The organism is Paenibacillus abyssi (assembly GCF_014640295.1).
Taxonomy (GTDB): domain Bacteria; phylum Bacillota; class Bacilli; order Paenibacillales; family Paenibacillaceae; genus Paenibacillus_D; species Paenibacillus_D abyssi.
Genome location: NZ_BMGR01000005.1, coordinates 151,408 through 164,823 on the forward strand (window position 1 = coordinate 151,408; position 13,416 = coordinate 164,823).

At 45.5% G+C, this 13,416-nt stretch carries 13 protein-coding genes; 1 reads left to right on the forward strand and 12 read right to left on the reverse strand.

Annotated elements, in window-relative coordinates:
* Positions 1-224: 224 nt before the first annotated feature.
* The 4 genes from IEW11_RS09215 to IEW11_RS09230 all read right to left on the reverse strand — a co-directional run bounded on the left by IEW11_RS09215 (position 225) and on the right by IEW11_RS09230 (position 3,701).
* The gene (locus tag IEW11_RS09215) at positions 225-806 is read right to left on the reverse strand and encodes a glucose-6-phosphate isomerase (RefSeq protein WP_188530771.1); all 582 of its coding nucleotides are present in this window, start codon (positions 804-806) and stop codon (positions 225-227) included.
* A gap of 21 nt (positions 807-827) precedes the next feature.
* On the reverse strand, positions 828-1,781 hold the full coding sequence (locus IEW11_RS09220; protein ID WP_188530772.1) for a shikimate dehydrogenase family protein: 954 nt from the start codon (positions 1,779-1,781) through the stop codon (positions 828-830).
* Positions 1,782-1,812: 31 nt separating this feature from the next.
* Positions 1,813-2,841, reverse strand: a complete 1,029-nt coding sequence (locus tag IEW11_RS09225) for a Gfo/Idh/MocA family oxidoreductase (RefSeq protein WP_188530773.1) — start codon at positions 2,839-2,841, stop codon at positions 1,813-1,815.
* Positions 2,842-3,038: 197 nt separating this feature from the next.
* Positions 3,039-3,701 carry a bifunctional 2-keto-4-hydroxyglutarate aldolase/2-keto-3-deoxy-6-phosphogluconate aldolase gene (locus IEW11_RS09230; RefSeq protein ID WP_188530774.1) on the reverse strand — a complete coding sequence of 221 codons (663 nt, stop codon included), beginning with the start codon at positions 3,699-3,701 and terminating at the stop codon, positions 3,039-3,041.
* Between the two features lie 94 nt (positions 3,702-3,795).
* Between IEW11_RS09230 and IEW11_RS09235 the strand changes: the two genes are divergently transcribed.
* Positions 3,796-4,596, forward strand: a complete 801-nt coding sequence (locus IEW11_RS09235) for a DeoR/GlpR family DNA-binding transcription regulator (RefSeq protein ID WP_229725079.1) — start codon at positions 3,796-3,798, stop codon at positions 4,594-4,596.
* A gap of 65 nt (positions 4,597-4,661) precedes the next feature.
* Here the strand turns inward: IEW11_RS09235 and IEW11_RS09240 are convergent, their stop codons facing one another.
* From IEW11_RS09240 to IEW11_RS09275, 8 genes are all read right to left on the reverse strand, one after another.
* Positions 4,662-5,459 (reverse strand): DeoR/GlpR family DNA-binding transcription regulator, encoded by a 798-nt coding sequence (locus IEW11_RS09240; protein WP_229725081.1) that lies wholly within the window; start codon positions 5,457-5,459, stop codon positions 4,662-4,664.
* Between the two features lie 77 nt (positions 5,460-5,536).
* The gene (locus IEW11_RS09245; protein ID WP_188530775.1) at positions 5,537-6,490 is read right to left on the reverse strand and encodes a phosphoglycerate dehydrogenase; all 954 of its coding nucleotides are present in this window, start codon (positions 6,488-6,490) and stop codon (positions 5,537-5,539) included.
* Positions 6,491-6,495: 5 nt separating this feature from the next.
* Positions 6,496-7,458, reverse strand: a complete 963-nt coding sequence (locus IEW11_RS09250; RefSeq protein WP_188530776.1) for a phosphotriesterase family protein — start codon at positions 7,456-7,458, stop codon at positions 6,496-6,498.
* A gap of 33 nt (positions 7,459-7,491) precedes the next feature.
* Entirely contained in the window at positions 7,492-9,009 is a 1,518-nt protein-coding gene (locus IEW11_RS09255) for a xylulokinase (RefSeq protein WP_188530777.1), read from the reverse strand.
* A gap of 106 nt (positions 9,010-9,115) precedes the next feature.
* On the reverse strand, positions 9,116-10,159 hold the full coding sequence (locus IEW11_RS09260; protein WP_229725083.1) for a zinc-dependent alcohol dehydrogenase family protein: 1,044 nt from the start codon (positions 10,157-10,159) through the stop codon (positions 9,116-9,118).
* 73 nt (positions 10,160-10,232) lie between these two features.
* The gene (locus tag IEW11_RS09265) at positions 10,233-11,063 is read right to left on the reverse strand and encodes a carbohydrate ABC transporter permease (protein WP_188530778.1); all 831 of its coding nucleotides are present in this window, start codon (positions 11,061-11,063) and stop codon (positions 10,233-10,235) included.
* A complete protein-coding gene (locus tag IEW11_RS09270; protein ID WP_188530779.1) occupies positions 11,060-11,944 on the reverse strand; it encodes a carbohydrate ABC transporter permease in 885 nt (294 codons plus the stop codon). Before IEW11_RS09270 ends, IEW11_RS09265 begins: the two co-directional genes overlap by 4 nt.
* Before the next feature lie 70 nt (positions 11,945-12,014).
* Complete coding sequence (locus tag IEW11_RS09275) at positions 12,015-13,406, reverse strand: ABC transporter substrate-binding protein (protein ID WP_188530780.1); 1,392 nt, start codon at positions 13,404-13,406, stop codon at positions 12,015-12,017.
* Between the last annotated feature and the right edge of the window lie 10 nt (positions 13,407-13,416).

The following is a 13,416-nucleotide window of genomic DNA, read 5'->3' on the forward strand; positions in this document are numbered from 1 at the left end:
CACCTGGATGCTGTCAACCTTAATTTTTACTTTTTTTATCTCTTAATAAAGCGCTTCCATTTGTCTTTATTATCATAGGCCCTCTGAACAATCGATACAATTGAGTAAAATTGAGATAGAATTATAAATTATTGCTAAATAATAAAAGTTATTATGAAAAACAGTTGATTAACAGGAGTGGGGCTACCCCTAAGCTAAGGCAGCCCCACTCCAAAATTACCTGCTTACTTCCACTTCGGATTATCGGTAATGACCGCTTCTCCGTCTTGTTCAATGATAATTTTCCTAAATCCTTTGCTCTCGATTGTTCCATAATCATGACCTGCATCCGCTCTGAAGACATAAAATGTAATCAATGGCTCGTTACCGGTGTTTATGCTGCGATGAGCATACCTTCCCGGAACGTATACGGCTTTCCCTGGCTGAAATGGCTCGGCAATCCAGTCTCCTTCCGGATTTTCCATCAGCATGAAGCCTTTTCCGCCTATACAATAATAGACTTCAGCCGTGTCCAGAATCGTATGAAAGTGCCCCTTGGTCATGAAATACTCATTACCCACTTTGCCCGGATACACGATACTCGTACCGAATGCGAGGTTTCCAGGCTGCTCAGGTACCCCCAATTCATGAAATTCGTATAAAAGAGGATCGCCTTCATTTAACAGTTGCTGATAGGACTGATCATCCGCGTACATCCCCTTCATTTTCGATAAATTTCTTTTTAAAGACGTTTTCGTATCCGATAAGCCATTATTCAAGCTAAAATACACCGAAAAAGGCGCCATAAATTGTTCCGTTGTGCTCATTGTTATTCCTCCATTCTTTATTTATGATTTGGTCATCCTTAAATCCATTGCGATTTTTTCCAAAGCCGTGAACTTATCACCCTTGATCTCCGTGTGAAATACTTCGGCAATAACTTGTGTCCATCCGTGAATGAAATAGATCCAGCCATCCTCCACGTGAAGCTGCTTTCTCTCCATTTGCCGCTGCGCCTGATGCATGAAGTCCAGAGCGCCCCGATAGTTCAGTTCCCACACCAAGCCGTGTTCCGGGAATTCACAGGCATCGGTCAAAGGTGATCCGGGCCGGTCCTTCCCTAATCCCGTTGCATTAATAACGAGAGAATATGGCGTCAATCCGCTCACCAGTCCGTCATTATCCGACGCATTCGGACAGAGGCGGTATTCGAATTGGACATCCGTATCGATCTTGCTTAACAAGCGCTCCGCCGAAGCCAGTCGCTGCTCGCTGCGATTGCTGATGATGATTTTAGCTGGCACATTACTTCCATGTTTCTTTTCCGTTAAGTAAGAACTTATGGCTAGCGCACTGCCCCCCGCTCCCATGATCAATACTTCCCCGCCGTAGTCGTTCCAATAATTGTCCGGTATAAAGGATTCCATCGCCAAACCGCTGGAAATTGGATCTTTTGCATACCCTTCCAGGTTTCCGGATTTTTTCGATATGGATGATATTTCATCGAACATCGCTGCGTAAGGATCCAGATAGTCGAATATATCTTCGGCAGCGTGATACAGATCGATTTTGTGCGTTGTGACGAGCGCCCCTAATGATAAGGGATCGTCTTTTATAAACTGCACGCAGTCACGGTATTTCTCATTGTCGGCATGAATCTCAATATCGATGCCTTTAATCACAGCGTCCTTTAATCCAAGCTCACGCGCCCATAATGGAAACAACTTCATTATTGAAGATTGCGTCGTCGTTACACCGATGAAATACATCGTCGGCTCACTCGCCTTCGGTGGCAATATCATAGTTGACCTCTCCTTTTGTCAATGAATGAAATTATGATTGCAAGGAAGACAGGAAAATTTCTTTTCTTTCCTTAATCGATAAATTGCCCGCATTCACGACCATTACCGCCTTCTTGCCGTCATGACCTGTCACTTTAGGTTCCTTATCTTCCAGAATACATTCAATGAAATGAGTATCCTCCGCCAAATATGCACTGCTGTACAGCGTTCTCCAGCTGTTCATAACCGGACGGCTCAGCCCTTGTCGATTTGCGGTTACGATCGTCTTCTCATGTACCTGTCCAATAAAAATGACGCCTTCTGTGCCAAGAATCTCCACGCGCGAGTCATAACCGTACTTCACCGATACCGCTCCATCGATCATACCCTGCTGCTGATTCGCAAATCTTGCCGTTAATACAACATTATCGTAGAAATCGGGGAAATCCTGTCTCGCTTCAGGGCATCTGAAATTACCCGCAATCGCATATACGCTCTCCATGTCTGATTCGACGAACCAATTCAATGTATCGATATCATGACTATTCACTTCCGCAAGCGGACCGTTGCTCTTCGCCAGATCGTACATCCATGGCTGCGGTACGCTCGGACCTCTGGTCAACGATCGAACCAATACAACATCACCGATCGCACCGGCTTCGATCTCTTCTTTGGCTTGGATAAAGCTGTCGTTAAACCTGCGCATAAAACCGATTTGCAGTTTGACATTATTTTTACGGGCTGCAGCAATCATCTCATCACATTCGGTGGCGTTCATAGCCATCGGCTTCTCACAAAAGATATGTTTACCGGCCTCTGCCGCTGCTACAACAATATCCCGGTGGTAAATGGTTGGCGTTACGACGATGACAGCATCAATGCTATCGTTTTTTAGCGCTTCCTTGTAATCGGTGTAGTAGGTGTCGACGCCAAGACTTTCCGCTGCCTGCTTGGCGACGGACTCAATCGGATCAACCATCGCGACCAAAGTCGCGTGTGGCACATTTCTTCTAAAATTTACGGCGTGTATCATGCCGGCCCGGCCGGAACCGATGACGCATACTCCAATTTCTTTTTTCACTTTCCTCAACTTCCTTTCGGATTTTCGTCACACATCTTAATGTTATTTAATATCTTTTGTTGTTAGTTAATATTATATTTTATCATTACTTATTATGTCAACGAGTATTTAACAATTAAATCATAAAATAAGAGAACACCAGACGACTTTATCGACCGTTGTTCTCTTCATATCGCATCTTAACCTTATTGCGGCAATTATGATGTGCTGCTCATTAGCTGTCTGGTTTCTTTGATTTTCGCTATGAATTTCCGGCCAAGCTCTGTTATCGATGCGTAATCGCCGGATTGCGCTCCACGCGTCAACGAACTGCCGACGCCTACTGCCACTGCGCCTGCTTTAATCCATTCTCCGATATTATCCAGATCCACTCCGCCGGTTGGCATGATCTGAGCATAAGGAAGCGGACCTTTGATCGTCTTGATCATACCTGGGTTGTACATTTCGCCGGGAAACAGCTTCACAATATCCGCACCTGATTCCATCGCCTCTACGATTTCCTTGATTGTCATAACTCCTGGCATACAAGGGATTGCATACCGGTTGCACAACCGCACGACGTCTTTATTGAAATAAGGCATGACGATATACTGGGCACCTGAAAGAATGGCGATTCTGGCCGTTTCCGCATCCAATACCGTACCGGCGCCCAGAATCATCTCACCAGGCAAATAGTTATGCGCTAGATCACTAATAATTTTATGAGCGCGAGGTACGGTAAATGTAATCTCAATAGAAGGAATCCCGCCTTCAATACATGCATCTGCAATCTGCAGCGCTTTATCGCTCGATTCCGCCCGTACGACACTGACAATGCCGACTTCACAAATTTTATTGATAATGGATTGTTTATTACTCATCAGATCACTCCTATTAGCAAGACACTTTTTAATTTTATTGTTTGATGTTAAAATAAAGTAATACAGTATAAATTAATAAAAAAGGGTGATCCATGTGAAAGAGATCGAAAGCGACTCCAACCCTCTTTTTTCAGAAGAACGGAAGAATGAAATTGTTAAACTTGTGAATACCAGGGGAAAGGTTCTTGTCCCTGAGTTAGTCACACACTTTAACGTATCTCCTGCCACGATTCGCAATGATTTACGTGATCTGGAAACGCTTCGCCTCATTAAAAGAGCACATGGTGGGGCCATAAGCATTGAAACGCCCAAAGTCGGATTTGAACAATTCCATCAAGAAAAAATGGTAGAAAACATTGACCAGAAACGATTAATCGCCAAAGCCGCTTCAAAGTTAATTGAAGAAGGCGACATTATTATCCTCGATACAGGAACAACAACCCTAGAATTAGCTAAAATACTGGACGATATCAATATCACGGTTCTTGTGAACGATATTGATATCGCCAGACATCTGGAAGATTACAAAAACATTCAAGTCGTCTTGATCGGTGGAAATCTAAGAAAAAAATTCCGTTCTACCATAGGTCCGTTCGCGTTAAAAATGTTATCTGATATTAATGTCGATAAAGTATTCTTGGCGGCCAACGGATTTAGCTTCAACCGGGGATGCACCACACCGGATATTAACCAAGCCGAAATCAAAAAGAAATTCGTGGAAATTTCCAATGATGCGATTCTTTTATGCGACAGCAGCAAAATAGGAAAAAATTCGTTTGTCCAATTTGCCGCTCCATCTGAAATCACAACCTTGATCACGGATCAAGGGATCAAGCAAACCGATTTAGAGCAAATATCGGATCTGGGCACCAAGGTTATCGTTACGAAGGGATAGACCATTCCTCCCCCCTGAACAACGAAAAAATAATAATCGTTTCTTCAGGGGGTGAATGATTGGGGTTATCCGCCCGCTACGACGACTTCAAGGCCGGAATCTTGAATATTCCTTAGTATTGCTTCATCAATGTCTTTATCTGTTATTAACATATCGATTTCCGTTAGCGCAGCAAATTGCACGAATGAATTGATACCAATTTTACTGCTGTCACAAAGCACAAACACTTGTGAGGCGATTTTGGCCATCGTTTGCTTAATTTCTGCATGGCTCACATCGGGGGTCGTACAACCTTTCTCAATACTGAAGCTGTTTGTGGACAAAAATGCCTTGTCGACATTCAGCTCATTTAACGTTTTTGTGGCAAATGGACCGATTGTACAATGAAATTTCTTCCTCAGAATGCCTCCGATCACTAACACCTGAATTCCTTCCATGCCTTCAAAACAATCAGCTATATCAAGATCGTTAACCACAACCGTAATATTGCTCTTCTCATGAAAGAGTTTGGCGAGTTCGATGGATGTCGTACCTGCATCCAGAACAATAACATCCCCGTCATCGATTAACTCCATTGCTTTTCGTGCAATGGATTGTTTTTGCGTAAGGAAATTATGGCCTTTGATTTCATTTTCCTTTTCAAAACCGACTGTCGGAATGCCGACAGAAAGAGCACCCCCATGCGTTCTTTTCAATAATCCTAGCTGCTCTAATTCCCTTAAATCATTTCGGATCGTGGCTGGCGATACATTAAAATAACGTACAAGCTCAGGCACTAATATTTTATCCCGCTGATTGATCAACTCAATAATCCCATTTTTTCTTTCATCCGCAAACATGTGTCCACTATTATTATTTATCATAACCCCCCTCACCTCCGTTTTGTTATATATTTTTTATTATTTTTTTATATTATTCTATATTATATATTAATAATTTGTCAATCAGCGTCGATGATTTCTGCTTTTGCAGCCATATGCTCAATTATGTTAGCCGATGCCATCATTCCCATCTCATCAATTGCCCCGTACGTGGAAGCTGCACAATGCGAGCCGATGATAATATTATCAAGTCCCAGAAGTTCTTTATTATGCGGGGGCTCTTGTTCAAAAACATCAATACCGGCCCCCCATATTTGGTTTTCTTTCAACGCGCAGAATAACGCTTCTTCGTCAATCAAGCCGCCACGAGCCGTATTGACAATCACTGCTGTTGGCTTCATGATCTTAAACTGCTGGGAACCTATAATATGGCGGGTCTGTTCGTTTAACGGAAGATGCATACTAATAAAATCGGACTCCTTAAGAAGTGTTTCAAGCGGGACATAATGAATGCCGTTTGCCTCCGCATAAGCCTTATCCTGAAACAAATCATAAGCAAGCACGTTCATATTGAAACCGCCCGCTCTTTTCGCGACACCTTTGCCGATATTGCCCAGACCGATTAAACCCAGCGTTTTCCCCCACATATCAATGGTCGTCATTTTGTTCCAATTGACATTTTTGCATTCTTTGTCGATCTGTGCTAATTTTCTTGCGGTCCCCAGCATTAATGCAAATGCATAATCCGCGACGGCTTCCTTATTGGCTCCAGCGGTCACCGTTACGGGAATACTCATTTGTTTCGCATAATCCGTATCGACATTATCGATGCCTACGCCATACTTGGAAATCACCTTCAGCTTACGCGCGTGCTGCAATACTTCTTTATCCAATGGATCGACGCCAACGATAACGCCGTCCACATCTTGAATGAGCGAGACCATCTCCTCCTTCGTCATAATTCTCCCGTATGGATTAATTACAATTTCATACCCTTTATTTTTCAGCATCTCTAACGGTGCCGGGCTCCCCTTCCCGAAGGAACGGGGAGTGATAAGAACCTTGAGCGTCATCTCATTCACTTCCTCTGTCTTTTGTTATCAAACGCTTGAGCCGGGTTATCGATCATCATTTTATGAATAGCGCTGTCAGAGATACCGAATTTCCGCAATAAAGGCAGAAACCGCACAGACAAATGATCCAATCCGATATCTCCGCCATAACTTCGCAGTCGTTGGCGCGTTGAATCAAGGCCCAGCAGGATCAAGTCTTCGTATCCGCTATCGACCATCTCCTTGATCAGTACCGCCTCTTCCTCGTCGCTGTGATACTTAAAGCGGCCGATTGTATCATATTCAAGATATATGCCCTGCTCTGCCAGCTGTTTATGAATATCCAAACGGTCCAGCTTACGGTCCAAATGACAAATAATGATTTGATTGGCTGGGATGCCTTGATTTCGATAATAGGCTGCCAGTTGTACGCCCTGTTCGCACAATTCCGTATGACACATTAACGGCGCTCCCGTTTCCAAGGCGGCTCTGGCGGCGGCGCGAAACCATCTCTTATCCCGGTCGCCTGCCCGCTCCTCGTCAATAGCCGTCTTAATCAGGCCCGCCTTTTCGTCTATGAAGCTCCCCGGTTCTTCCCGGTCCGTGCCTGTATACATACCGACTGTTAATTCGTGAACAAATATATCAGCCAGTGCCGCTTCGTCATATCGATAGATCCAATGATCCGAGGGGTAGAAGGCCAATTTATGAAATCCGGTCGAGGCCAAGATATGGATGTCTGTCCGGGCGGCCGCCTCGACAAGCTGCATCTCCATTCTTCCGCAGCCAAGAGGCTGCGCATCAACGATACTGCGGCCTCCGACTTGTTTATACATCCGGAGCTCCTGCATCGTTCGTTCAAGGTCGTCAATTCTTAATGCGGGATTCAATAAAGCGGGTATACCGTCTGCAAGGAATAAATGTTCATGACTATGACAAAAGCCCAGTTCTTCTTGCTCAATCGGACCTAATACGGTTTGAATGGCCAAAGTAACACATCCCTATTCATTAACATTCGGAATCTATGAAAGATGATTCCGATAAATCGGCGTCAATGCTTCAAGCGCCCTCTGATACGTTTCCGCCAATGGCGTGTACAGCTTATGATTGTCAGCATTTGGTTCAATCTTCCGTTTGACCTTAACAATGCTGTTCATCGTTTCCGCAATATCGGTATAAAAACCAATGCCATAGCCGGCAATGACTGCACTGGCAACGGTAGCCGTATCGCTATTATTGAGCGTCGTGTAGGGGACATTCAGCACATCGGCTTTAATGGAATTAAATAAATCGCCCTTAGCCCCGCCTCCAACAACATTAACATTGGTAAATCGCGCGTCCGGTATTAATTGCCTGATCACCGCAAGATAGCCATGGTACTCATAAGCAATGGATTCGAGAATCGATCTATACATATGAGCTTGATGATGAGACCAATTCAAGCCAAGCCAACTGCCTCTAAGGAAAGGATTGTTCGGGCATACTCTTCCGGCGAAATGGGGAATAAAGTAGAGTCCTTTGCTGCCTGCGCTTTCCCTTGCCGCCCCCGTATTCAGCTCATCAAAGGTTACCTTCCCTTCCTTCATTGCCATCATGTCTCTAAACCATGCCAAACATTGTCCGCCCCCGTTAATATAAGCTAACGGCGTCCATAAATCCGGAATGACGGAACGGGCATAGATGAAGGTTTTGGTCCTGGTATCCGGTTGATACTCATTCACGCAGCAGCTTAAGACCGATGCGGTTCCCGCTACATCGAGAATGGAACCCGCCTTCGTAATACCGGCCCCCAGAATCGTAGCCGCCGTATCGCCGCAGCCGGCAATGATCGGAGTCCCTTCGGCTAAACCGCACAGCTTTGCATTCTCCTTAGTCAAATGTCCGATAATATCCCACGGATTCACGATACGCGGCAATTTGTCCTTGCTGATGTCGAAAGCATGCAGCAGCTCATCTGACCACCGATTACGAAGCACATCGCCGAACCCGGCAAAATGAAGGTGTGTATAGTCAATAAAAGCCTGCTCCGCCTTAAGCCCCGCCAAACTCCCTGCAACATAAGTCGTTGGAAGAATGAATTTGTCAATCCGCTTATAAACATCCGGCCGTTCATGTTTCCACCATAAAATCTTAGGGCCGTGAGCGTAAGTAACCGGAGAACCCGTCAATTGAATAATCTGCTCTTCCTGCTCCTTCATCATTGGCATATATTTTTCGCAGCGCGTATCCAGCCAGGAGTCATAAGAGGTAACCGCGTTCCAATCCCGATCGATTCCCATGATGCCGGCCATTTGTCCGTCCAGGCCGATCGCGAGAATGTACCGGGGATCGATCCGGGAACGTTCCTTCACTTCTCTAATGCCATCAATGACCGCCAAGAGCATCTCGCTTGGCTGCTGTTCAACAGTTCCCGGCTCCGGACGGATTAGATTCGATGGAATGAATGAATTCGTGACCATTTCACCGGACGCATTCACTAAAGATACTTTTGTTCCTTGTGTTCCGATGTCGATGCCAATAAAATGCGGGCTTCGGTTCACTCCAACCCCTACCTTTCCGTTATAATTCTTGTCTTTTAAAAAATGCACCTTGCATAATTCGCATAGGTGCATTTCAGGAGAATAGGCCGCTACATCTGTTTTTCATTTAGTCCCAGACAAATACGGCTTTATCCGTTATTCTTTCATCAAACATCCGGAAAGCGTCTGCGGCCTGCTCAATTGAAAAGCGGTGAGTAATATAACGATCAACCGGGATTTTATGATCAAGGACAAACTGGGCGATTTCTTCATACATCCAAATTGGGTGAATCCAAATGCCGTATACCTTCAATAATTTCCGGATCATTTGTTCACTAGGATTAATGGTCGTTGAACTAGTTTCACCGATCAATGCAACGGAACCCATCTTGCGCACGCTGTCCAATGCCATGTTTTGAGCGGACGGATTACCCGAGGCATCAATCGCCTTATCGACACCTTCGCCATGGGTCAGATTACTGATCACTTCCAGCACATTTTCCTTCGCACTGTTAATCGTTACATCTGCTCCTAATTCCTTTGCCATTTCAAGCCTTGATTCAAGAACGTCAATAGCGATTACTCTCGCACCTCGTGCCTTGGCAATCAGTACGCCTGCGCTGCCCATCGGTCCGAGACCATAGATAGCTACCGTATCGTTTCCGGATACTTCTAACGTTTTTTGCGCATGATATTGCGTTCCCATATTATCAAGGAGCAGAGCTCCTGTTTCATAAGACATTTCATCCGGAAGCTTCAAGCAGTTTTGTGCAGGGACAACCATATAATCGGCATTTCCTCCGTCCACATCGAACCCGACGCATTTCCACTCCGAACAGAGAGACAAATAACCGCTCAGACAATATCTGCAATGACCGCAGCCGATTGCAAGATATACGGCAACGCGGTCGCCTGGCATAACGCCTCTAACGCCGGGACCGATTTCCACGACATCCCCTGCCGGTTCATGGCCAGGGACGATTCGTCCTGTCTTCGCCGCCTCGCCGCCTACGAGCGGTTTACCTCCGTAATATAAACTCATATCGCTTCGGCAGATGGCGGATGCCCGCATGCGGACTAATACTTGACCATCGCCCGGTACTGGTCTTGGCTTATCGATTACTTGGACCTCTTTGTTGCCGGGTAAAATAACTGCTCTCATCGTCGTCATTGTCAACATCTCCTCGAATGTTCTATTTATTTAACACACTGCATGTATTAAAAGTGTAATCAGCGTGTTCCAGTTAACCTTTAACAGCACCCATCGTGAGACCCCGCACCATCTTACGCTGAAGAATCAAAGTGATAATGGCTACAGGGATAATGATGAGCGTTCCGGCAGCCGCGATCTGTCCCCACAGCATGCTTACAGGAGTCGCATATTCATTCAGTCCTACCGGAGCCGTTCTTACATGCGGACCGGATAAGATGTTAGCAAACAGGAATTCGTTCCACGCAAAGATGAATGATAATAAACCTGCGGATACGAGTCCCGGCCCGATGATCGGGAAGATCACCCGGAAGAATGCCGTAAAGCGGTTGCACCCATCGACCAGCGCGGACTCCTCGATTTCGTGCGGTACATCTTTGAAGAAACCGTACAGCAGCCATACTGCCAAGGGCAGATTCATGAACGTGTACATGAGTACCAGTGAAGTATAGGAATCGAGCATGCCAATCTGTGAAAAAACCAGATAGATCGGCAGTACAGATACGATCGGCGGTACAATACGCAGCGTCAAAATCCACGTCATAACGTTCTTTCCGCCTTTTAAACGGTATCTGGCGAATGGATATGCGATTCCGCTCCCCAGAAAAATCGCCAGCACCGTTGAAAGAAATGATACGTACAAGCTGTTCAGAAGATATAGGGCAAAGTCCCGTTCAAAGAGAATCATTCGATAGTTATCCAGCGTTGCCAAAAAAATCCATTGTGGCGTGGATGCAAACGCATCGATCTGATTTTTCAACGAAGTAAGGAACATCCAGACGATCGGGAAGATAAAGAAGACCATTGCGATAATGACGATAATATACTGTAATACAGTAACGGTGTTGTTTTTGGATGCGCTCATGGTCTGTCCTCCACTTCAAACAAATCTAACTTCTTCAGCACAAACGTCAACAAGCTGACAACAATAATTAATAGGATGATACAGATTGCTGCGCCGTAACCGAATTCCAGAAATTTAAACCCTTTATCATAGACGATCCAGCTGAGCGTGGACGTCACATTGATCGGACCGCCTTTGGTCATCATATAAATCGTATCGTAGATTCTGAGCGAGTCGATCGTTCTGAGCAGTAATGCGATATAAATGATCTTGGATAGTTGAGGAATGGTTACATAACGAAAGGCCTGCCAAGCCGAAGCGCCGTCAATATTCGCGGCCTCATAAGGCTCGTCCGGGATCCCTTTTAAACCCGCCAACAAGATAATCATCATAAACGGCGTCCACTGCCATATATCGGTAAAGATCAAGGCTGGCAATGCCAGGCTTGTATTGGACAGCCATGCGACTCTGGACATGCCGAATAGTTCCATAAAGTAGTTCATAATCCCGTATTGATCATTCATCATAAAGCGGAACATCAATCCGACGACCGTGGGTGCCATTGCAATCGGAAGCAGCAGAATGGACTGGTAGATCCGTTGGCCGACAGTCAGGCGGTTCAATATGATCGCCAGACCTAACCCGATGGCAAACTCCAACACGACGGTGCTTGCCACGAATATCGCCGTTATTCTTAAGGCATTCCAGAAGCTTCTATCCTGGAAGAGATGAACATAATTATCCAATCCGACGAATGGTTTAACGGCACTGATCGGACTATAATCCTGAAAACTAATTTTTAATAAGAAAATTAACGGATAGATTGAAAATAACAGCAGTATAATCATTCCGGGTGCCATCACTAGATAAGGACCACTGTTTTGTAATCTGAATTTTTTCATCGCTACTCTCCTGATTTAATTGGGGTTGGGGTGGAAGGATTCCCCCCCACCAATCAAACTTGCAATGAACTCAATTTAACATTTTGTTGACCGCTTCATCCGCCCGTTTCATTGCCTCTTCTACTGTCATTTGACCGAACTGGACTGCGCTTAAGTATTCAGATACGGTACTTTCCCATTTTTCTTCTTGAGGAAAGAATGGCCGGGCTTTGGTTGTTACCATGGCTTCTGCTAAAGCTTCATAACGGCGGAATTGCTTGACATCGGTTCCTTCGATCAGTTTTTCCGTTAGAGCAGGGTCTGAATAAGATTCTTCCCGAACTGGATCACCGGCTCCCAACAAGGCTTGACGCACGTCATTTTCTTTGTTCTCCAGCCATGCAATGAACTTAAATGCTTCTTCCGCATTTTTCGATGTCTTCGGAATAACCATTGGCCATGCCGAGAAGTTCGGCACTGCTTCCTTCATAGCCGGAACTTGGGCAAAGTCCCATTTGCCAACCGTCTTGGACATGGTGGGCTCATCGACTTCAAAGGCGGACCAGGACCAGTGAATCGCCATCGCCAATTTGCCTTGTGCCGCATCCGAAGCCACTTCTACGAAAGTATAATCATTGATCCCAGGAGGGGAGAACTGCAGCAGATCCGCCCATGTTTTCGTCGCTTCAATCGCCTCCGGCGTAGACAACGAAGAAGTCATCTTATCCCAGTCAAACACATCTCCGCCATTGGAATACAGGAAAGTCAGCCATGTATGAACATTCCCGAATCCTTTGCTCGCTTGTGCGGCCCAGCCGTATATCTGTTGTCCATCCACTTCTTTCCCATTAAAGAATTCGGCCGCATCACGGAACTCTTTCATTGTTTTTGGTGGGGCCAGCTCATAACCATACTGCTCTTGGAACTGCTGTTTGAATTGATCATCATTGAACAAATCAGAGCGGTACCAGAGCAAATGAGGGTGGACGGTTTGCGGCAGACCATATATTGTGCCTCCCTCCCCGAACGATCCGTTCTGGCCATTCCATTGTGCCGAAGCCAATGCTTTAGGTAAAAATGCCGATGTATCAATATTATGTTTCGCTATCAAGTCATCCAGCGGCAGCAAGCTGTCCTGCGAGCCAAACTCCGGAACCCAGTTGTAGTCGACGCTAAAAATGTCGTAATCAGCTTGCCCGGCGATCGATATCGCCAGCTTCTGATAAATGACATCGCGGCCAACCAGCTCGATATTCACTTTAACGCCTGTTTCTTTTTCATAATCTTTCGCCAGTTCTTGTACAGACGTTCCCCAAGTTGAGCCGAGAAATACGCCGTTTAACACAATCTGATCCGATGATTCCCCACTGTCGGATAGTTCGGATGTATTCGTACTCACAGGCGTGGAATTCGAAGAACATGCGCTTAAGATGAATAAGCTGCAAATCAGAACGGTAATCGAAACTTTCAATCTCTTTTTCATTGAGTACCCC